Origin of the sequence: Streptomyces collinus (assembly GCF_031348265.1) — a bacterium.
GTDB classification, from domain to species: domain Bacteria; phylum Actinomycetota; class Actinomycetes; order Streptomycetales; family Streptomycetaceae; genus Streptomyces; species Streptomyces collinus.
In genome coordinates this window covers 4,683,198-4,702,661 of the sequence record NZ_CP133771.1, presented here as the reverse complement: position 1 = coordinate 4,702,661, position 19,464 = coordinate 4,683,198, and the positions used below count along the sequence as shown (strand labels likewise).

At 70.2% G+C, this 19,464-nt stretch carries 15 protein-coding genes; 10 read left to right on the top strand and 5 right to left on the bottom strand.

The genetic code is table 11. The features are described 5' to 3' along the window. Positions 1 to 27 precede the first annotated feature (27 nt). The 3 genes from grpE to RFN52_RS21385 form a co-directional block, all read right to left on the bottom strand. Positions 28 to 684, bottom strand: a complete 657-nt coding sequence (gene grpE, locus RFN52_RS21395) for a nucleotide exchange factor GrpE (RefSeq protein WP_184848179.1) — start codon at positions 682 to 684, stop codon at positions 28 to 30. Continuing rightward, on the bottom strand, positions 681 to 2,537 hold the full coding sequence (dnaK, locus tag RFN52_RS21390) for a molecular chaperone DnaK (protein WP_184848178.1): 1,857 nt from the start codon (positions 2,535 to 2,537) through the stop codon (positions 681 to 683). The genes grpE and dnaK overlap by 4 nt, the downstream gene beginning before the upstream one ends. A 94-nt stretch (positions 2,538 to 2,631) precedes the next feature. Further along, positions 2,632 to 3,651 carry an MraY family glycosyltransferase gene (locus RFN52_RS21385; protein WP_184848177.1) on the bottom strand — a complete coding sequence of 340 codons (1,020 nt, stop codon included), beginning with the start codon at positions 3,649 to 3,651 and terminating at the stop codon, positions 2,632 to 2,634. A 284-nt stretch (positions 3,652 to 3,935) separates the two neighbouring features. On the opposite strand from RFN52_RS21385, the gene RFN52_RS21380 reads away from it, so the two are divergent. Beyond that, positions 3,936 to 6,254 carry a (Fe-S)-binding protein gene (locus RFN52_RS21380; protein WP_184848176.1) on the top strand — a complete coding sequence of 773 codons (2,319 nt, stop codon included), beginning with the start codon at positions 3,936 to 3,938 and terminating at the stop codon, positions 6,252 to 6,254. Between the two features lie 181 nt (positions 6,255 to 6,435). Here RFN52_RS21380 and RFN52_RS21375 read toward each other — a convergent pair whose 3' ends face one another. Beyond that, positions 6,436 to 6,870: a hypothetical protein gene (locus tag RFN52_RS21375; protein ID WP_184848175.1), complete on the bottom strand. Its 435-nt coding sequence runs from the start codon at positions 6,868 to 6,870 to the stop codon at positions 6,436 to 6,438. 106 nt (positions 6,871 to 6,976) lie between these two features. Continuing rightward, complete coding sequence (locus tag RFN52_RS21370) at positions 6,977 to 7,642, bottom strand: peptidase inhibitor family I36 protein (RefSeq protein WP_184848174.1); 666 nt, start codon at positions 7,640 to 7,642, stop codon at positions 6,977 to 6,979. 1,120 nt (positions 7,643 to 8,762) lie between these two features. On the opposite strand from RFN52_RS21370, the gene RFN52_RS21365 reads away from it, so the two are divergent. The 9 genes from RFN52_RS21365 to RFN52_RS21325 all read left to right on the top strand — a co-directional run bounded on the left by RFN52_RS21365 (position 8,763) and on the right by RFN52_RS21325 (position 19,378). Continuing rightward, positions 8,763 to 10,040 (top strand): nucleotide sugar dehydrogenase, encoded by a 1,278-nt coding sequence (locus RFN52_RS21365; protein WP_184848173.1) that lies wholly within the window; start codon positions 8,763 to 8,765, stop codon positions 10,038 to 10,040. Between the two features lie 123 nt (positions 10,041 to 10,163). Then, positions 10,164 to 10,328, top strand: coding sequence for a hypothetical protein (locus RFN52_RS21360; RefSeq protein ID WP_184848172.1), 165 nt, complete (start codon positions 10,164 to 10,166; stop codon positions 10,326 to 10,328). A 1-nt stretch (position 10,329) separates the two neighbouring features. After that, a complete protein-coding gene (locus tag RFN52_RS21355; protein WP_184848171.1) occupies positions 10,330 to 11,622 on the top strand; it encodes a glycosyltransferase family 2 protein in 1,293 nt (430 codons plus the stop codon). A gap of 55 nt (positions 11,623 to 11,677) precedes the next feature. Beyond that, positions 11,678 to 11,911: a hypothetical protein gene (locus RFN52_RS21350; protein WP_184848170.1), complete on the top strand. Its 234-nt coding sequence runs from the start codon at positions 11,678 to 11,680 to the stop codon at positions 11,909 to 11,911. Between the two features lie 157 nt (positions 11,912 to 12,068). Beyond that, positions 12,069 to 13,598, top strand: coding sequence for an FG-GAP and VCBS repeat-containing protein (locus RFN52_RS21345; RefSeq protein ID WP_184848169.1), 1,530 nt, complete (start codon positions 12,069 to 12,071; stop codon positions 13,596 to 13,598). 65 nt (positions 13,599 to 13,663) lie between these two features. Then, positions 13,664 to 15,070, top strand: a complete 1,407-nt coding sequence (locus tag RFN52_RS21340; protein ID WP_184848168.1) for an FG-GAP repeat protein — start codon at positions 13,664 to 13,666, stop codon at positions 15,068 to 15,070. 35 nt (positions 15,071 to 15,105) lie between these two features. After that, the gene (locus RFN52_RS21335) at positions 15,106 to 16,530 is read left to right on the top strand and encodes an FG-GAP-like repeat-containing protein (protein ID WP_184848167.1); all 1,425 of its coding nucleotides are present in this window, start codon (positions 15,106 to 15,108) and stop codon (positions 16,528 to 16,530) included. A 32-nt stretch (positions 16,531 to 16,562) separates the two neighbouring features. Further along, positions 16,563 to 18,008: an FG-GAP-like repeat-containing protein gene (locus RFN52_RS21330; RefSeq protein ID WP_184848166.1), complete on the top strand. Its 1,446-nt coding sequence runs from the start codon at positions 16,563 to 16,565 to the stop codon at positions 18,006 to 18,008. 17 nt (positions 18,009 to 18,025) lie between these two features. Beyond that, positions 18,026 to 19,378, top strand: coding sequence for an FG-GAP and VCBS repeat-containing protein (locus RFN52_RS21325; protein WP_184848165.1), 1,353 nt, complete (start codon positions 18,026 to 18,028; stop codon positions 19,376 to 19,378). The last annotated feature ends 86 nt before the right edge of the window (positions 19,379 to 19,464 follow it).

The following is a 19,464-nucleotide window of genomic DNA, read 5'->3' as shown; positions in this document are numbered from 1 at the left end:
CGCCCCTCCTTCCCTTCGTCTGTGACGTCAGCCCTCGTCCGGGCCACCGCTCTCCTTGTCGTCGGCGTCGGCGGACTCGTCCGCCTTGACCGTCTGCGCCCCCGGCTGGGGTTCGGCCACGGCCACCCGCGCGGGGCGGATGGTGCGCTCGCCGATCCGGTACCCGGGCTGCAGGATCGCGACGCACGTCGTCTCGGTGACGTCCGGTGCGTAGCTGTGCATCAGGGCTTCGTGGATCGTCGGGTCGAAGGGCTCGCCCTCCTTGCCGAACTGCTGCAGGCCCATCTTCGCCGCGGTGCTCTCCAGCGATTCGGCGACGGACTTGAAGCCGCCGACGAGTTCGCCGTGTTCGCGCGCGCGGCCGATGTCGTCGAGCACGGGCAGGAGCTCGGTCAGGAGGTTCGCGATGGCGATCTCCTTGACCGCGATCCGGTCGCGCTCGACCCGGCGGCGGTAGTTCTGGAACTCGGCCTGGAGGCGCTGGAGGTCCGCCGTGCGCTCACCGAGCGCCGTGCGGGCCTGGTCCAGCTGGGCCACCAGGGCCGCGTCCTGGCCCGTGTCCCCGGCCGGGGCCGCCCCCTCCTCCGCGGAGGGGGAGGCGGCCTTCGGCTCGGCGTCTTCGGAGGTGGCGCCGGAAGGGACGTCGGGCTGCTGCTCGTCGAAGCCCGGGGTCTCCTCCGTCACGCGGCACCGTCCTTCCGGTCCTCGTCGACGATCTCGGCGTCGACGACGTCGTCGTCGGCGGACTTGGCACCACCGGCCGCGCCCGCGTCATCGGCGGGACCACCGGCGGCCTGGGCCGCACCCGCGTCCGCGTACATGGCCTGGCCGAGCTTCTGCGAGACGGCCGCGACCTTCTCGGTGGCGGTGCGGATCTCGGCGGAGTCCTCGCCCTTGAGCTTCTCCTTCAGCTCGGCGACGGCTTCCTCGACCTCGGTCTTGATGTCGCCCGGGACCTTGTCCTCGTTGTCCTTGAGGAACTTCTCGGTCTGGTAGACGAGCTGCTCGCCCTGGTTGCGGGACTCGGCGGCCTCGCGGCGCTTGTGGTCCTCCTCCGCGTACTGCTCGGCCTCCTGGCGCATGCGGTCGACCTCGTCCTTCGGCAGCGAGGAGCCGCCGGTGACGGTCATCTTCTGCTCCTTGCCGGTGCCGAGGTCCTTCGCCGTGACGTGCATGATGCCGTTGGCGTCGATGTCGAAGGACACCTCGATCTGCGGGACGCCGCGGGGCGCCGGCGGCAGACCGGTCAGCTCGAACATCCCGAGCTTCTTGTTGTACGCCGCGATCTCGCGCTCGCCCTGGTAGACCTGGATCTGCACGGAGGGCTGGTTGTCCTCGGCGGTGGTGAAGATCTCGGACCGCTTGGTCGGGATCGTCGTGTTCCGCTCGATGAGCTTGGTCATGATGCCGCCCTTGGTCTCGATGCCGAGGGACAGCGGGGTGACGTCGAGGAGCAGGACGTCCTTGACCTCGCCCTTGAGGACACCGGCCTGCAGGGCGGCGCCGATGGCGACGACCTCGTCCGGGTTGACGCCCTTGTTGGCGTCCTTGCCGCCGGTCAGCTCCTTGACGAGCTCGGCGACGGCGGGCATACGGGTCGAGCCGCCGACGAGGACGACGTGGTCGATCTCGCTGATGGAGATGCCGGCGTCCTTGATGACGTTGTGGAACGGCGTCTTGCAGCGCTCCAGGAGGTCCGCGGTCAGCTGCTGGAACTGGGCGCGGGTGAGCTTCTCGTCGAGGTGCAGGGGGCCCTCGGCGGAGGCGGTGATGTAGGGCAGGTTGATCGAGGTCTCGGTGGACGAGGACAGCTCGATCTTCGCCTTCTCGGCGGCCTCGCGCAGACGCTGCAGGGCCATCTTGTCCTTGCCCAGGTCCACGCCGTGGCCGGACTGGAACTGCTGGACGAGGTAGTCGACGACGCGCTGGTCCCAGTCGTCACCACCGAGGTGGTTGTCACCGTTGGTGGCCTTCACCTCGACGACGCCGTCGCCGATCTCCAGCAGCGAGACGTCGAAGGTGCCGCCACCGAGGTCGAAGACCAGGATCGTCTGGTCGTCCTTGTCGAGGCCGTACGCCAGGGCGGCCGCGGTGGGCTCGTTGACGATGCGCAGCACGTTCAGGCCGGCGATCTCACCGGCCTCCTTCGTGGCCTGGCGCTCGGAGTCGTTGAAGTACGCCGGGACGGTGATGACCGCGTCGGTCACCTTCTCGCCCAGGTAGGACTCGGCGTCCCGCTTGAGCTTCTGGAGCACGAAGGCGCTGATCTGCTGCGGGTTGAAGGGCTTCCCGTCCAGCTCGATCTTCCAGTCGGTGCCCATGTGACGCTTCACGGAGCGGATGGTCCGGTCCACGTTCGTGACCGCCTGGCGCTTGGCCACCTCTCCGACGAGCACCTCACCGTTCTTGGCGAAGGCGACGACGGACGGCGTGGTCCTGGCGCCCTCGGCGTTGGTGATGACGGTGGGCTCGCCGCCCTCCAGAACGCTGACGACGGAGTTAGTCGTGCCCAGGTCGATGCCGACCGCACGTGCCATGGTTGATTCCTCCAGCTGACTTGAGTGGAACGGACTCAAGTGTGCACGACGGCCCCCAACCGGTCAACAGAGCTGAGTCGGGCAGGCTCAACTCTTATCCGTTCCTTACACGCAATGGGCTGCTGACCTGCGGCGATACGCTCCGTCGAGGTCCGCGCACAGGGACACGCGAGAGGGCGAACACCACCACGAGTGCCCCTCCCGCCACCCACCACAGGGCACCGGAGCCGATCCGGCCGGCATGCGCGAGTACCCCGACGAGCGCCCCGGACAACGCCCCCGTTCCCAGCAGCAGACTCGCCCCCGGCGCGGTCAGCCCGAGCCGCCGCAGCCGGTGCGCGAGATGATCGGGCCCACTGCGCAACACCCCCCGACCGCCCAGCCGCCGCGCCCCCAGCACGAGCACGGCATCGGCACCCACCAGTGCGGTCAGCGCGAACAGCACCCCCGCGCTCTCCACGACCCCGGACCCGGCCCGGGCGTACACGGCCCCCACGGCGATCACGAACCCCGCGGACAGGGACCCGCAACTGCCCAGCCCCACACGCGCGGGGTGCCAGTTGTGCAGCAGGAACCCGGTCAGGGCGGCGGCCAGCACGCTCATCGCCCCGGCCACCCCGTCCATCCCCACGACGGCCGCACAGGCCGCCACCCCGAAGGCGGCGACGACCCCGGCCGTACCCGCCAGCCCGTCGGCGTGATCGAGCCCCCGCAGCCCGAACGCCACCGCCACCACCCACACGACGGCCAGCAGCCCGGTCCCCACCCCCGTCTCCCCGTACGGCACGACACACGCGGCGGCCACGCCGGTGCCGGCGGCCAGCACCCGGCGCCGCAGCCGCCACACGTCGTCGACGAGCCCGAGCAGGGCGACGGCGCCCGCGGCGGCGAGCACCCCCGGCGTCCCGTCGGCGGGCGGCGCGAGCCCCAGCCATTCCCCGGCCCCCACGACCAGCCCGGTGACGAGCACGACGGCGACGCCCCCGGACAGCGGCACGTCCCGCTGCCGCCGTCGTTCGACCAGCCGCAGCCGCAGGGCGGGGGCCCGCAGGGCGGCCGAGAGCAGGGCGGCGAGGAGGAGGGCGGTGGCGGCGGCGGTGATCCCGTAGAGCACGGATATAAGGTAGGCGAGATTATGACAATTCGGTACGAATAACACGAGGAGATGCCGTCGGGATCGCGACGGGACGGCACCGGATTCGGTCCGGATCCGGTCCGGATCCGGTCCGTTTCTGAGGCAACCCTCAGCGATTCAGATCACTGCCCACCCGGCTACAGTGCGGCGGAGGATGAGGGTAGTCTCAGACGGACTGCATAAGTTACCGCTTAGTAATTTCGGGGAACCCTGCAAAACGACAGGTCACCCGACGAAACCCCTCGCAGGCCCGAGGAGCCCCCATGCAACTCGCCGCGATCATCGTGTCGCTGGTTCTGACCGTGGTCGGCGTCGCGCTGCTCGCACGCGCGATCGGCCAGTTCGTCCGGTACTTCAAGCTGGGCCAGCCGGTCCCCGCCGGTACCCGGACCGACAACCCCTACCAGCGCAGCGTGACCCTGGTGAAGGAGTTCCTCGGCCACACGCGCATGAACCGGTGGGGCATCGTCGGTGTCGCCCACTGGTTCGTCGCCGTCGGCTTCCTGACGCTCCCTCCGACCCTCGCCCAGGCCTTCGGCCAGCTGTTCCAGGCCGACTGGGTGCTGCCGGTCATCGGTGGGTTCCTGCCGTTCGAGCTGTACATCGAGTTCATCGGCGTGATGACGATCCTGGGCATCGCGGTGCTCATCGCGATCCGCCTGCTGAACCTGCCGAGCCGCCCGGGCCGCAAGTCCCGCTTCGCCGGCTCCAAGGCCGGCCAGGCGTACTTCGTCGAGTACGTCATCCTCACCATCGGCCTGGCGATCTACGTCCTGCGGGGCCTGGAGGGCGCGCTCCACCACGTCGACCACTACGAGGCGTCGTACTTCGCGTCGTACCCGCTGGTGCTCGCGTTCAAGGGGCTGAGCGTCTCCGCGCTGCAGAACCTCGTCTACTTCGTCGCGATGATCAAGATCGGCACCTCGTTCGTCTGGATGATCGTGGTGTCGCTCAACACCAACATGGGTGTCGCCTGGCACCGCTTCCTGGCGTTCCCGAACATCTGGTTCAAGCGCGAGGCGAGCGGCGGCACCGCCCTCGGCGCGCTCCAGCCGATGACGTCGGGCGGCAAGCCGATCGACTTCACCGACCCGGGCGACGACGACGTCTTCGGTGTCTCCCAGGTCGAGCAGTACTCCTGGAAGGGCCTGCTGGACTTCTCCACCTGCACCGAGTGCGGCCGCTGCCAGTCGCAGTGCCCCGCCTGGAACACGGGCAAGCCCCTCTCCCCCAAGCTGCTGATCATGTCCCTGCGGGACCACGCGCACGCCAAGGCGCCGTACCTGCTGGCCGGCGGCGGCAAGACGATGGAGGGCGAGGAGAAGGCGTCCGAGGAGGCCCTGAAGGACGTCCCCGCCGCGGCCCTCGCCGAGGCCGAGCGCCCGCTGGTCGGCACCGCCGAGGAGAACGGCGTCATCGACCCGGACGTCCTGTGGTCCTGCACCACCTGCGGCGCCTGCGTCGAGCAGTGCCCGGTGGACATCGAGCACGTCGACCACATCGTCGACATGCGCCGCTACCAGGTGATGATCGAGTCCTCCTTCCCGTCCGAGGCGGGCACGATGCTCAAGAACCTGGAGAAGAAGGGCAACCCCTGGGGCCTGGCGAAGAAGCAGCGCCTGGAGTGGCTCAAGGAGGTCGACTTCGAGGTCCCGGTCGTCGGCAAGGACATCGAGGACCTGTCCGAGGTCGAGTACCTGTACTGGGTCGGCTGTGCCGGCGCCCTGGAGGACCGCGCCAAGAAGACCACCAAGGCCTTCGCGGAGCTGCTGCACATCGCGGGCGTCAAGTTCGCGATCATGGGCGGCGACGAGAAGTGCACCGGTGACTCCGCCCGGCGTCTCGGCAACGAGCCCCTGTTCCAGGAGCTCGGCATGGAGAACGTCATGGCGCTGAACATGGCGTTCGGCGAGGAGATGGACGACGAGGGCAAGGTCGTCGCCGAGTCGGCGAAGCCCAAGTCCGCCAAGAAGATCGTCGCCACCTGCCCGCACTGTCTCAACACGCTCGGCAACGAGTACCCGCAGCTCGGCGGCGACTACGAGGTCATCCACCACACGCAGCTGCTCCAGCACCTCGTCGACGAGGGCAAGCTGATCCCGGTCACGCCGGTCGAGGGCATCATCACGTACCACGACCCGTGCTACCTGGGCCGCCACAACAAGATCTACACGCCGCCGCGCGAGATCATCGCGAGCGTCCCCGGCATCCGCAACGAGGAGATGCACCGCCACAAGGAGCGCGGCTTCTGCTGCGGCGCCGGTGGTGCGCGGATGTGGATGGAGGAGCGGATCGGCAAGCGCATCAACAACGAGCGCGTCGACGAGGCCCTGTCGGTCAACCCCGACATCGTCTCGACGGCCTGCCCGTTCTGCCTGGTCATGCTCACGGACTCCGTCAACGGCAAGAAGAACGACGGCAAGGCGAAGGAGTCCATCCAGGTCGTGGACGTCGCCCAGCTGCTGCTGGACTCGGTGAAGACGCCGGTCCCGGCGGAGGACGCCGACGACGACGGCGACGACGAGCCGCCGGCGGGCACGTCGGACTCGGAGAACGCGCCGGAGCCGGAGCCGGTGAAGTAGGCCGTTCTCGCGGTTCGTTCGCACATGGCGACGCCCCCTGTTCCGAGTCATCGGGCAGGGGGCGTCGGCGTTCACGGGGCGAGCTTGCGGAAGCCGGCGAGCCCCACCGTCCGAAGGCGGGCGGCGGTGCGGACCGCTTCCGTACGCTCCGGGCTCAGCCGGAGGCGGGTCGGCGCTTCGCTCAGAACTTGTGATTAGTGATCATTGCGTTGCCGAAGACGTCATAGACCGAGGCATACCCCTGGTCCGAGTCCTTCCACTCGCCGAACGCCTTCACGATCGCGGTCGCAGCCGCTTGCGGGTCCTCCACCTGGGTCTTCCCGCCCTCGATGTCGGTCGAGAGGTAGGCGTTGCCCGTCTTCTCGTTCCACTCTCCGATGATGCGCTGCACCCGCCCGACCGCTTCCTTCTCCTGCGCGGTTCCATGCGCTTCGACCCAGGAGCGGAACTCCTTGGCGTTCTCCTTCGACTTCGCCTCATTCGGATCAGCGGGAAGCTTTTCCACGACGCCGATCTTGTCGGGCTCCGCGGCACTGTCGGTGCTGCAGGCGGCAGTTCCGGCGATCAAGACAGCGCCGAGCGTGAGAACGGCAGCGGTGTGGGGGGTGCGTTTCACAGAGGTCTCCGTCGCATGCTTGGGCTGGATGCGAATGTCAGAGTACCGGCACCCCTGGAAAGGGGTGCCGGCACTGGCGAGTTGACTGAATCAGAACGTGCCTGAATCAGAACTTGATGGCGTCAGCCTTGTCGTTCCAGCTGCCACCGTAGGTGTAGTCGATGTTGGTGAAATTGGAATACAGGCTGTATCCGGCTCCCAGGAACAGGTGGGGGTCAGGAAGCCCGCTCCGGAAGTCGTACAGTTCGACTCCCCGCTGCGGTCGGTTGATGAAGGCGGACGAGGCCTTGTCCCGGAACGACGGCGAGTACTGGTCGAGGTGACGAGTCCTGGCCGTGTCGTAGGTGGGCCACTGCAGGCGCCTGCCGGAATAGTTCGAGTTCTGCCAGAGGCAGACGTAGCTGCTGGGGCAGTCCTGGTACCTCTGGATGGCCGCTTCCTTCGGGGCCACCATGGTCACGTTCTGCGTCGCCGCCGGCTTGGCCGCCAGCGCCCGCTTCGCTCCGGACCGGGCCTCCGCCGTGGGCGCGTGGGCAGCCAGGAACTTGTTGGCCTCGGTGTCGCTGTCGAAGCACTGCATCGTGCCGTCCTCCGACACCTCGGCGCAGATGTCCGCGCCGTTCCAGTCGGACGCCGGGTCGACCTTCTCGCCCTTGTAGTACATGTCGACCTTGTCGGCGGGGTCCACCGAGGCGTGAACCTTTGCCTCTTCCTCGGGCGTGAGGACGTCCGACACGATCCCGGGCCCCGCGCCCGGTTCGTCGGCAGCCATGGATGGAGCGACGGTGACGCCGGTCAGTGTCACCGACCCGATAGCCGCAATGGTCAGCATGGTGCGTATGCGCACGAAGATCCCCTAGTCTTCCGGTGCACGACAGAATTGGCTTGGGGAGGACACCACAGAGCGCCCGTCCTGGACGGTGGTCGAGCCGCGGTCAATACACGTCATTGAATGCTGCCGCGGCAGCGGAATACCCGACTCTGCGCATCAAGTGGTGAGCCGAGGATTCATCACCGAAGAACGTGAATGATCACCCGGCGGCATTGCCGAATCCAGACACACTGCTTCCCCCCGCTTCTCGATTCCGATCGACGGGGCCACTTGGTCGGAATGCCCCAGTCCGCTTCTGCTCACCTTGTCGCGATAGGGAGCGAAGCGTGAGTGATCGGAATCGAACGGAATGTAGCACAGCGATGGGCGGCACAACACGGAAAAGTTTCGGCCATGAGTGAGCTCGCATCCTCGCTTGCCGGCTCGACGTTTCACCGGCCGCGCCGAGGCCATGAGCGCGCCCCCCCGCCGGCGCGGACGCCTCGCCCCGTAGACCGCCCACGTCTCAGCCGGCGGCTGCGCCGAAGCCGCGCTCCCGACCGAACGCGCCTGCCACCGCTCGGTGTTGACGGCGCCAGGCGGGGCTTCCCTGGTCTGGGCCCACCGAGACCCGGGCGGACCGCGGGTAACCCCTGGAGGTGCGGAGCGGTGGTACAGGGGGGCGCAAACAGGGGCGCACGATATTCGCGACTGCACTCGGCCCGTCACTTCGAGGGCCGCCAACCCGCTCGCCGTTTGTGAAGATCACAAACGCCTACGAGCCCCCCAGGCTGGCAGTTGAGGCGGCGTCAGCCCCTAACCAACCCTGTCCTCGCCGCACTTCACGTATCGAAACAGTAAAGAGGGTTCCGTTCAGCGAATTTTTGTTGAACCATGAAGGTCCACAAATGAGGGGGGTTTGTGAAGATCACCGGTTGCGCTTTGCGCACGGTCGGGCAAGGGGGCCCGGCAGTCCGGTGACGCGGCGGTGGTGCCGTTCCCACGCCGCTTCTCACGCAGTACCACGCCACGGCGCCTGCTTCAGGAACAGGCGGCCGTACTTCAGGGGTGAGGAATCCACATGCACATATGTGTGCTGGGGCAGGGCTATGTCGGCCTGCCTCTGGCCGTGAGGGCCGCCGAGGTCGGGCACACCGTCACCGGCTACGAGCCCGACCGGGCGCGTTGCGAGGCGCTGGCCGCAGGTTCGTCGTACGTCGAGGACATCGGCGACGACCGGCTTCAGGCGGTGCTCGGCTCGGACACGTACTACGCGACCTCCGATCCGCAGGACCTCAAGGGGTTCGACGTCGCGGTCATCACCGTGCCCACGCCGCTCACCGACCGTGCGCCGGACCTGAGTTGCGTACGGGACGCCGGCCGTGTGCTCGCCGGGTGGATCGAGCCGGGCGCCACCGTCGTCCTCGAATCGACGACCCACCCCGGCACCACCCGTGACGTGCTCATCCCGTTGCTGGAGGAGGGCTCCGGCCTCGTCGCCGGGCGGGACTTCCACGTCGGGTTCAGCCCCGAGCGCATCGATCCCGGCAACGCCGACTGGCGGCTGGAGAACACGCCGAAGATCGTCGCCGGGCTGACCGAGGGCTGCCTGGAGCGCGTGAAGGCCTTCTACGACACCGTCACCGACGTCACCGTGCCCGCCTCGGGGCTGGAAGAGGCCGAGCTGGCCAAGGTGTTCGAGAACACCTACCGGCACGTCAACATCGCGCTGGTCAACGAGCTTTCGCGGATGGCCCACACGCTCGGGGTGGACGTCTGGCACACGCTGGAGCTGGCCGCGACCAAGCCCTTCGGGTTCACGAGGTTCCTGCCCGGGCCCGGGGTCGGCGGGCACTGCCTGCCCATCGACCCGGTCTACCTCAGCCACCACGTCAAGGCTCGGCACGGGCAGACGTTCCGGCTCATCGAGCTGGCCCAGGACATCAACGAGAGCCAGCCGGACTATGTGGTGCGGCGACTGCAGGACGCCCTCAGCCGGCGGTTCCGGCGGAGCGTGCACGGGGCGCGGATCCTCGCCCTCGGCGCGACCTACAAGCCGGGCACCTCGGACGCCCGTCAGTCACCGGCCGTCGAAGTCATCGACCGGCTGCGGCAGATGGGCGCGGACGTCACCGTCGCGGATCCCTACGTGGCCGTGGCGGACGGCAGTTGCCGCGAGATCCCCTTCGGGCCGGCGACAGCGACGACAGCGACGACAGTCACTGTCGCCGACTTCGACGCCGTCGTCCTGCTCACCCCGCACGACGAGTTCGACCTCGTCCGGCTCGCCGCCGAGGCGGCCTATGTGCTGGACACGCGCGGCGTCATGGCAGCGGCCCCGCACGTCGAACGTCTCTGAGTCATACGGCGCAGCACGCCCGGCATGACCACGAGTTTCTGTCGGGCGCCCGTACGACCGCCTTTTCACAGCACCAGTCGGGTTGCTTCGCGCTGCCCGAAATCACCGGAAGGAAAGATCGACATGGGTTACGACGACGGAGCGCTCGCCCGAACCGGCGTGGGAGCCATCACCCTGCTCGGCGTCAGCGTCTCGCTCAACTGGATTCTCGCCATAGCGGTGACACTCGTCCTGGCGGGCGCCTTCACCTACCGGGGCGTCACCCGGCACCGGCGAGGACGTGCCTGACATGTCCAACCGTCCGTCCAAGCGGGGCCGCCGCGCCCCGTGGCAGACCTGGGTCTGTGTGGCCGCCGCTCTGGCGGCCACCGCCTGGACCTTCGTCTACCACTTCTACTGGAGCACCCAGCCCTGGGGAACGGCGCTGGTCTTCTACTGCGCCATCACAGCCGTCCTCATCTACTCCCTGGCCGCGGTGGTCAAGGGCCGCAGCTTCACCCACCTCCCGGCTCACGAGGGCCGGGTGCTGGCCATCGTGCCGGCGTACAACGAACCTCCCGAGGCCCTGCACAAGACCGTCTGGGCCCTCATCAACCAGGTGCGACCGCCCGACGCGATCCACGTCGTCGACGACGGCTCCAGGGTCCCGGTGGTCCCGTTCGATCACCCGCTGGTCACATGGCACCGCCAGGACAATGCCGGCAAGCGTGAAGCGCAGGCGAACGTTCTGCGCACGGTAGATCCGTCGACGTACGACCTCATCATGACCGTGGACTCGGACTCGGTCGTCCACCGCATGGGGCTGTGGCACTGCCTGAAAGCCATGTCGGACGTGCGTGTCCAGGCCTGCACCGGCCTGACCCTGGTCTCCAACTACGCCCACAATCTGCTCACCCGGGTGATCGACGTCGAGATCGTCACCTGGTGCCTGGTCACCAGGATGGCCCGCTCCCAGGTCGGCGCGGTCGCCCCCACGTCGGGCATCCTCGCCGTCTACCGCAAGGAACTCGTACTGGACAACCTGGACGACTACGTCACCTCCGGGACGGCGGGGGACGACCGGCGCCTGACGCACTACGCGCTCCAGCGTGGCCAGGTCGTCGCCGTGAACGAGGCCTGGGTCTACAGCAGCATGCCCACCGACCTCAACGAGCTGTTCACGCAGCGCGTGCGGTGGTTCAAGTCGTACTGGCGCTACGTCGGCTGGGAACTCACCAACTTCTCCGCCGCCCCCTTGTTCTTCCGCCTCTACGGTCTGGTCGTCACCGCCACGATGCCGATTCTGTACGCGTGGGTCCTGTTCGTGCTGCCGTACCACACCGAGCACAAGCTTCTGTTCCTTCAGGGCCTCGGCTACTGGCTGATCATGACCTACGCCCAGACCGGCATGTACGCAGCCCTGCGACCCGAGCTCTCGGCGCGCCAGAAGATCGTTGCCTGGCTGTTCCTCACTCCACTCGTCACCCTGCTCAACCTGCTCATCGTCCGGCCGGCCATGTACTGGGCCCTCACTCAGGCACGCACCACCCACTGGGGCACGCGCAAGGTGAGCCTGCCGGCGCCGGTCGCGGAGCACTCTTGATCTCGACCTCCGCCTGGGGGCTCCTCCAGGCACCGAAACGGCTCGACGGCGCCCGGTGACCTTCGGCCGCCGGGTCCTGGAGCACGGACTGGTCGACGTCATCGACCTGCACACCGCCCCCGTGCTGCTCGGCGACAAAATCCGGCTGTCCGAACAACCCCGGGGCGCGCCCGTCCCGCTGGATCTGCTCACCGGGCAGGACCGCAGGGCCGGCCCCGGTCGACCTGCGGTGACCGGCCGACGACCGTCGACCGACCACCACGAAGCCCTGAGCAGCACCGGAAATTAACCGAACTCACGTACAACCCTTACGCCCCACCGCGGGTCTCTTGATCGCCGACCAGCCGTGAACGCCCGGACAACTCCAGGCGAACACGGACAGTCCGGCCCTCCATCGACTTGTGGATGTCCGCCAGGCATCCCCCGCATGCAGCAGGAGACCCCGCATGCAGCAGCACGAGCGCCCCTCCGGGCGCCGGCACGCACCCGCTCACCCGTCCCGGCGCCCCCGTGTGCGGCTCGCCCTGGCGAGCGCCGCCGCGGCCGCGCTGACGGGCACGCTGCTCTCGGCCACGGCCGGCACGGCGACGGCCGCGGACGGCACGCACGCCCCGCGGGCCGACTTCAACGGCGACGGCATCGGCGACGTGGCGTTCTCCGCCTCCGGCGCGTACGTGAGCGGCAAGAAGGACGCCGGGCAGCTCGTCGTCCTGTACGGCACGAAGACCGGCGTGTCCTCCGCGCAGCGGTCCGCCATCAGCCAGAACACCACGGGCAACCCGGGCACGGCCGAGACCGGCGACGCGTTCGGCGCCGACAGCGCCTACGCCGACTTCAACGGCGACGGCTACGACGACCTCGCCGTCTCCTCCCCGCTGGAGGACGTCGGCAGCGACAAGGACGGCGGCGGCGTCGCGGTCCTGTGGGGCTCGGCGCAGGGCATCACCGGCAAGGGCGTCACCATCGCCGACGCGGCTCCCACCCAGCACGACCGCTGGGGCAGGAACCTCGCCGCCGGCGACTTCGACGGCGACGGCAAGGCGGACCTGGCCGTCGGAAACACCTCCAACACCGTCTACGTGCTCAAGGGCGGCATCAGCGCCTCCGGCACCGCGGTCAAGGGCCGGTACGGCGTCAAGGCCCCGGTCCAGGCGTCGGGCGACGGCTCCGGGCCGCTCAACATCACCGCCGGCGACGTCAACGGCGACCGCCGCACCGACCTGGTCGTCGACGGTTTCGAGACCGCCACCGGCCAGTACTGGAACACCAACTACCTTCTCATGGGCACGAGTTCGGGCCTCTCCGCGGCCAACGCCCAGCCGCTGAAGGCCGGTGTCATCACCGGCATCGGCGACGTCAACGGCGACGGTTACGGCGACATCGTCACCGGCATGTACTGGAACAAGGCCGACAACGGAGTGACCTTCCCGGAGGCCGCCGACGGCGGCAAGGTGTGGATCACCTACGGCGCCCCGGACGGCATCGGCTCCACCACCGGCATCTCCCAGAACACCGGCAACGTGCCGGGCAGTTCGGAGAAGGACGACTTCTTCGGCTACGAGCTGGACCTGGGCGACGTCGACGGCGACGGCTACCAGGACATCGTGGTCGGCGTCGCGGGCGAGGACATCGGCTCCGTCACCGACGCCGGACAGCTCGTCGTGCTGTACGGCGCGCCCTCCGGCATCAACACCTCCTCCGGCACCCAGTCGTTCGCGCAGAGCACCGCGGGCGTCCCCGGCTCGGACGAGAAGGACGACATGCTCGGCGCCGACGTGAAGCTCGACGACGTCACCGGCGACGGCCGCGCCGACCTGCTGGCCGGCTCGTACGAGAACACCGGCAACGGCGCGGTCCTCTACCTGCCGTCCGACGGCACGAAGATCACCGCCACCGGTTCGCGCACCGTCTCCCCCAGCGCCTCGGGCGTCTCGACGACGGGCTACCCGAACTTCGGCGCCAACTTCGCCGACTGAGCCACCCCGCACATCCCGGGGCCGGGCCCTCCCGGTCCGGCCCCCTCCCGACCCGGAGCAACGCCTTGCGCAAGCGCACCCTCCTGCTGGCCGCCGCCCTCACGACCGGCCTCCTCTCCGCCACCCCTGCCACCGCCGCCCCCTCCGGCCTCGCCGGGGACTTCAACGGCGACGGATACCGCGACCTCGCGGCCGGTGCCGCCTGCGCCGACGTCGGCACGGCCTCCTGCGCCGGCGCGGTCGTCGTGCTGTACGGCTCGGCGTCCGGTGTCTCGGCCGCCCGCAAGGCCGTCATCACCCAGAACAGCACCGGGGTGCCCGGCACCGCCGAGGCGGGCGACCTCTTCGGCTCCGCCCTGGCCACCGGCGACCTGGACCGGGACGGCTATTCCGACCTCGTCGTCGGCGCCTCCAACGAGAGCGTCGGCGACCGGGACGGCGTCGGCTCCGGCACCGTCCTGTGGGGCGGCAAGTCGGGCCTGGCCGGCGGCAAGGGCCTGCCGCAGCCGTCGACGCTCTCCGAGTACGGCAACTTCTCCCGGGGCATCGCCACCGGCGACTTCGACGGCGACGGCGACACCGACGTCACGCTGACCGGCCAGAGCCACACCCGCATCTACAACGGCCCCTTCACCCGCACCGCCGGCCCGCTGAACAACCTCCGCGTCGGTGAGGTCGGCACCACGTTCGAGGTGATCGCGGGCGACCTCAGCGGCGACGGCGCGGCCGAGCGCGTCTACCCCTTCAACGTGGACGGCGACACCGGCGGCCAGATCAACTACTTCCGCTGGACCGGCACGACGCACAAGATGGCCGAGCTGCCGAACGCCGACGGCTACCCCGGTTCCATCGGCGACATCAACCGCGACGGCTACGGCGACCTCGTCCTCGGCGACAACGCGGACCCGTACGACCTCAAGCCCGGCGGCCACAAGGGCGGCCAGATCACCGTCTGGTACGGCGGCCCGAACGGCCCCGACCCGGCGCAGCAGCCGACCGTCGTCCACCAGGACACCACGGGGGTGCCCGGCGCGGGCGAGGCCGAGGACGGCTTCGGCGGCGCGGTGAGCACGGGCGACATCAACGGCGACGGGTACGCCGACGTCGTGGTCGCCGCCCCGGGCGAGGACATCGGCTCGGCGACGGACGCGGGCTCGGTGACCGTGCTGTTCGGCTCCGCCTCCGGCCTGAAGACGGGCAGCGGCGTGAAGTCGTACACCCAGGACACCGCCGGGGTGCCCGGCTCCGCCGAGAAGGGCGACCGTTTCGGTTCCGCCGTCGGCCTGACCGACGTCACCAAGGACGGCAAGGCCGACCTGGTCATCGGCGTCCACGGCGAGAACAACACCGGCGGCCTGTGGACCCTGCGCGGTTCCGCCACCGGCCTGACCACGAGCGGCGCCCAGGGCATCACGACCACCGCCGTCTCCCTCAAGGGCAGCGTCGGCCTCGGCTCGGCGGTGGCCCAGTGACGCCCCGTCGACTCCCCCGTGAGGCACCCGCAGCCATGCGCACCCGCATCACCACCGCCGTCCTCGCCGCGGCCCTGACCCCGCTCGCCCTCACCCTCTCCGCCCCGGCCGCGCACGCCGTGCCGGCCGCCGCCCCCTACGACTTCAACGGCGACGGCCGTACCGACCTCGCGATCGGCGCGCCGGGCGCCACCGTCGCCGGGCAGGCGAAGGCCGGTGCCGTGTCGGTGGTCTACGGCAGCACCAGCGGACCGAAGAGCTCAACGCGGACCCTGCTGACCCAGAACACCGCCGGCATGCCCGGTGCCGCCGAGGCCGACGACGCCTTCGGCTCCGCCCTCGCCTCCGCCGACCTGAACACCGACGGCTACGCCGACCTGCTGGTCGGCACGCCCGGCGAGGACGGCAGCGACACCAACGACGGCACGGTCACCATCGTCTGGGGCTCGGCGTCCGGCCTGTCCGGCGCCCGCACGCTGTTCAGCTTCTTCAGCACCGACTACGACCGCTACGGCCGGGCCCTGGCCGCGGGCGACTTCGACGGCGACGGGGACGCGGACGTCGCGGTCGGCTCCACCGGCCCGGTCACCCTCTCCCTCGTCAACGGCCCGATCACCAAGACGGGCCCGTCCAACGGCGGTTCGGGCTCAGGCAACGACTGGTGGTCGTCCTCGAACGGCATCACCCACCTCTCCTCCGGCGACGTCACCGGCGACGGCCACCCCCGCGTGGTCCTGCACGGCCGCGCCGCGCACAACGGCGCCGCCACCACCTCCCTCGCCGACATGAAGATCAGCAACTACACCGACTGGCTGCAGAAGCTGCCCGCCGGGTTCGTCTCCGCCGTCGGCGACATCGACGGCGACGGCCACGGCGACATCGCCGTAGGAAACGACCGGGAGGCCTCGGCCGACCCAGAGGGCGCCCTCGGCGGCAAGGTCACCGTCGTCTACGGCGGACCCGACGGCCCCGACAGCGGCCGCGCCCTGCTCGTCCTCACCCAGGACACCGCCGGTGTCCCCGGCGCCGCCGAGCAGGGCGACCGCTTCGGCAGCGGCGTCTCCCTCGGCGACGTCAACGGCGACGGGTACGCCGACCTGGCCGTCGGCACCGCGGGCGAGAACGCCTCCGCCGGTGCCGTCACCGTGCTGTACGGCTCGGCGTCCGGCCTGACCACCAAGGGCGCCACCGCGTACACCCAGAACACCGCCGGGGTGCCCGGCGCCTCCGAGCAGGGCGACCGCTTCGGCGAGCGCGTCACGCTCACCGACCACACCGGCGACCGCCGCGCCGACCTGACCGTCTCCGCGCCGGGCGAGAACGCCGGCGACGGCGCGATCTGGTCCCTGCGCGCCACGGCCACCGGCCCGACGGCCTCCGGCTCGACGAGCTTCGGCCCGGGCACCACGGGCATCTCGACGGCCGGCGCCCCGGCCTACGGCACCGCGCTCAACTCCTGATCACCACCGCTTCCGACCCGACGGGGATCCCGATGCGCAAGCGCACCATCCTCTTGGCCACGGCCCTCACCACCGGCCTGCTCACGGCCCTGCCCGCGACGGCGGCCACGGCCGCACCCGGCACCGGCCCGACCGCCGACTTCAACGGTGACGGCTACGGCGACATCGCCTTCGGCGCCCCGTACGCCAGGGTCGACGGCCAGGGCATGGCCGGCTACGTCGCCGTGGTCTACGGCGGCGCCTCCGGTCTCGACCCGGCCAAGCACACCGTGGTCAGCCAGAACAGCGCCGGTGTGCCCGGCGCCGCCGAGGCCGAGGACACATTCGGCGAGGCGATCGCCCCGGCCGACCTCAACGGCGACGGCTACACCGACCTCGCGGTCGGCTCCCCCGGCGAGGATGCCGGCGACGATGTCGACGGCGGCTCCGTCACGGTCCTGTGGGGCTCGGCGAGCGGCCTGAAGAACGGCACCACGGTGAAGGACCCCGGGGTCTCCGCGCACGACAACTGGGGCAACACGCTGACCGCCGGCGACTTCGACGGCGACGGCAAGGCGGACCTGGCCGCGAGCGCCTACGCGGACCCGTACGTCATCCGCGGCGGCTTCACGACCACCGGCACGACCGGCGCCGTGCAGCGGATCGGAACACCCGAGGCGTCGTACAGCGTCGACGCCATGGCGGCGGGCGACACCAACAACGACGGCAGGTCCGACCTGGTCCTCACCTACCGCGTCCACCTCGACTCGGACGACTCGGGCAGCTGGTCCAAGGGCGCCGCCTACCTCGGCACCGCCACCGGCCTGGACACCTCCCTCCCCCGGCCGCTGAACGGCGGCACCTCCCTCGCCCTCGGCGACATCGACGGCGACGGCCACGACGAGATCGCCATCGGCAACGTCTTCTCGAAGGAGGACGACCACAGCGGTTCGCTCGGCGGCAGGGTCGTCGTGATCCGCGGCTCCGAGGGCGGCCCGGTCAACGGCGACGCACCCATGGCCGAACTCACCCAGGACTCCGCGGGCGTCCCCGGCGCCGACGAGGCCGACGACGCGTTCGGCGGCGCGGTCTCCATCGGCGACGCCGACGCCGACGGCTACGGCGACCTCGCCATCGGCGTCACCTTCGAGGACGTCGGCACCATCGAGGACACCGGCGCCACCATCCTGATGAACGGCTCGGCCTCCGGCGTCTCGCGCACCGGCGCCCGCACCTTCACCCAGGACACCGCGGGCGTCCCGGGCTCGGCCGAGGCCACGGACTACTTCGGCTCCGACATCCTGCTGGCCGACGTCAGCAAGGACGGCCACGCCGAGTTCACCGTCAGCGCCGGTTTCGAGGACGAGGGCATCGGCGCGATCACGGCCCTGCGCGGCTCCGCCACCGGCCCCGTCACCGACGGCGCCCGCACCTTCGGCCCGGGCAGCCTCGGCCAGACCCGCTCGTACGGCGCGTTCGGCGCCAACCTCATCGGCTGACCGGCCAAGGAGACACCATGCGCAGATCCACCGCGACCGCCCTGGTCGCCGCCCTGCTGGCGACCGGCGTCACCCCCGTGCTCCTCACCGGCCCCGCCTCCGCGGCACCGGCCAAGCACTACGACGACTTCAACGGCGACGGCCGCCGCGACCTCGCCTACGGCGGCTACAACGACGTCGACCGCACGGGCGGCACGATCACCGTCGTGTACGGCACCGCCAGCGGGCTCGACACCGCCCACCCGAAGTTCCTCCACCAGGACAGCGCCGGCGTCCCCGGCTCCGGCGAGGAGGACGACCAGTTCGGCGCGTCCCTCGCGAGCGCCGACCTCGACAAGGACGGCTACGCGGACCTCGTCGTCGGCAACCCCACCGAGCACGTGGGCGGCGACGACTACCGCGGCACGGTCACCGTCCTGTGGGGCTCGAAGACCGGCCTGTCCGGCGGCACCAACATCACCCCGCTCGGCGGCGCGGCCGGCCACTTCGGCCGCGACCTGGCCACCGGCGACTTCACCGGCGACGGCTCCCCCGACCTGGCCCTGATCGGCGGCGAGGAGGCGTGGCTGTACCGCGGCCCCTTCACCAAGTCCGGCACCACCGGCAAGGTCAGCAAGATCGACAAGGGGTCCGGCGGCTGGTACTCCTCCGCCCTCGGGGCCGGGAAGGTCGACGGGGACGGCAGGACGGACCTGGTGGTCATCGGCACGGAGATCACCGGCAGCGACATCCGCGAGCGCGCCTGGTACCTGAAGGGCACCTCCTCCGGCCTCGCCTCGGGCGCGTCCAAGACCCTCAGCGACCGGCAGCAGGGCCTCTACCCGAGCCCCGTGATCGGCGACTTCGACAAGAACGGCTACGGCGACATCACCCTCGGCGTCCCCGACAAGGACGACGGCAAGGGCGCGGTCACGATCTGGCGCGGCACGTCGTCGGGCCCGGGCACGTCGGTCACCGTCACCCAGGCCACCTCCGGCGTCTCCGGCAGCCCCGAGGCCGACGACAACTTCGGCTACGCGGTCTCGGCCGCCGACACCAACGGCGACGGCTACGCGGACCTCGCGGTCGGCGTCCCGCACGAGGACGTCGACGGCAAGGAGGACCAGGGCGGCGTCCACGTCTTCCGCGGCGGCTCCGGCGGCCTGAGCGGCGCGCGTTCCTCGTGGATCCCCCAGACGGTGCTCGGCCCGGCCGACTCCCACGCCGCCTTCGGCTACACCCTCCGCCTGCGCGACCTGACCGCCGACGGCAAGGCGGACCTGGCCGTCGGCGCGGCGAGCAACGCGCTGCTCATGCCCGGCACGGGCACGGTCCCGACGAAGACCGGCGCGATCGTCCTGCCGGAGCTCGGCGGCGGACTGCCCGACTGAGCCGGGGCGCGACCCGTACGGCCGAACGTCAGACCGGGGCCTGACCCGTACGGCCGAACCGTCCGGGCCGGGGCGCGGCCCGCACA

What these genes read in the sequence shown, in the direction of transcription:
- dnaK (WP_184848178.1), bottom strand. Translation starts at nt 2,537, where the DNA reads ATGGCACGTGCGGTCGGCATCGACCTGGGCACGACTAACTCCGTCGTC.
- RFN52_RS21380 (WP_184848176.1), top strand. Translation starts at nt 3,936, where the DNA reads ATGCAACTCGCCGCGATCATCGTGTCGCTGGTTCTGACCGTGGTCGGC.
- RFN52_RS21370 (WP_184848174.1), bottom strand. Translation starts at nt 7,642, where the DNA reads ATGGCTGCCGACGAACCGGGCGCGGGGCCCGGGATCGTGTCGGACGTC.
- RFN52_RS21365 (WP_184848173.1), top strand. Translation starts at nt 8,763, where the DNA reads ATGCACATATGTGTGCTGGGGCAGGGCTATGTCGGCCTGCCTCTGGCC.
- RFN52_RS21360 (WP_184848172.1), top strand. Translation starts at nt 10,164, where the DNA reads ATGGGTTACGACGACGGAGCGCTCGCCCGAACCGGCGTGGGAGCCATC.
- RFN52_RS21355 (WP_184848171.1), top strand. Translation starts at nt 10,330, where the DNA reads ATGTCCAACCGTCCGTCCAAGCGGGGCCGCCGCGCCCCGTGGCAGACC.
- RFN52_RS21345 (WP_184848169.1), top strand. Translation starts at nt 12,069, where the DNA reads ATGCAGCAGCACGAGCGCCCCTCCGGGCGCCGGCACGCACCCGCTCAC.
- RFN52_RS21335 (WP_184848167.1), top strand. Translation starts at nt 15,106, where the DNA reads ATGCGCACCCGCATCACCACCGCCGTCCTCGCCGCGGCCCTGACCCCG.
- RFN52_RS21330 (WP_184848166.1), top strand. Translation starts at nt 16,563, where the DNA reads ATGCGCAAGCGCACCATCCTCTTGGCCACGGCCCTCACCACCGGCCTG.
- RFN52_RS21325 (WP_184848165.1), top strand. Translation starts at nt 18,026, where the DNA reads ATGCGCAGATCCACCGCGACCGCCCTGGTCGCCGCCCTGCTGGCGACC.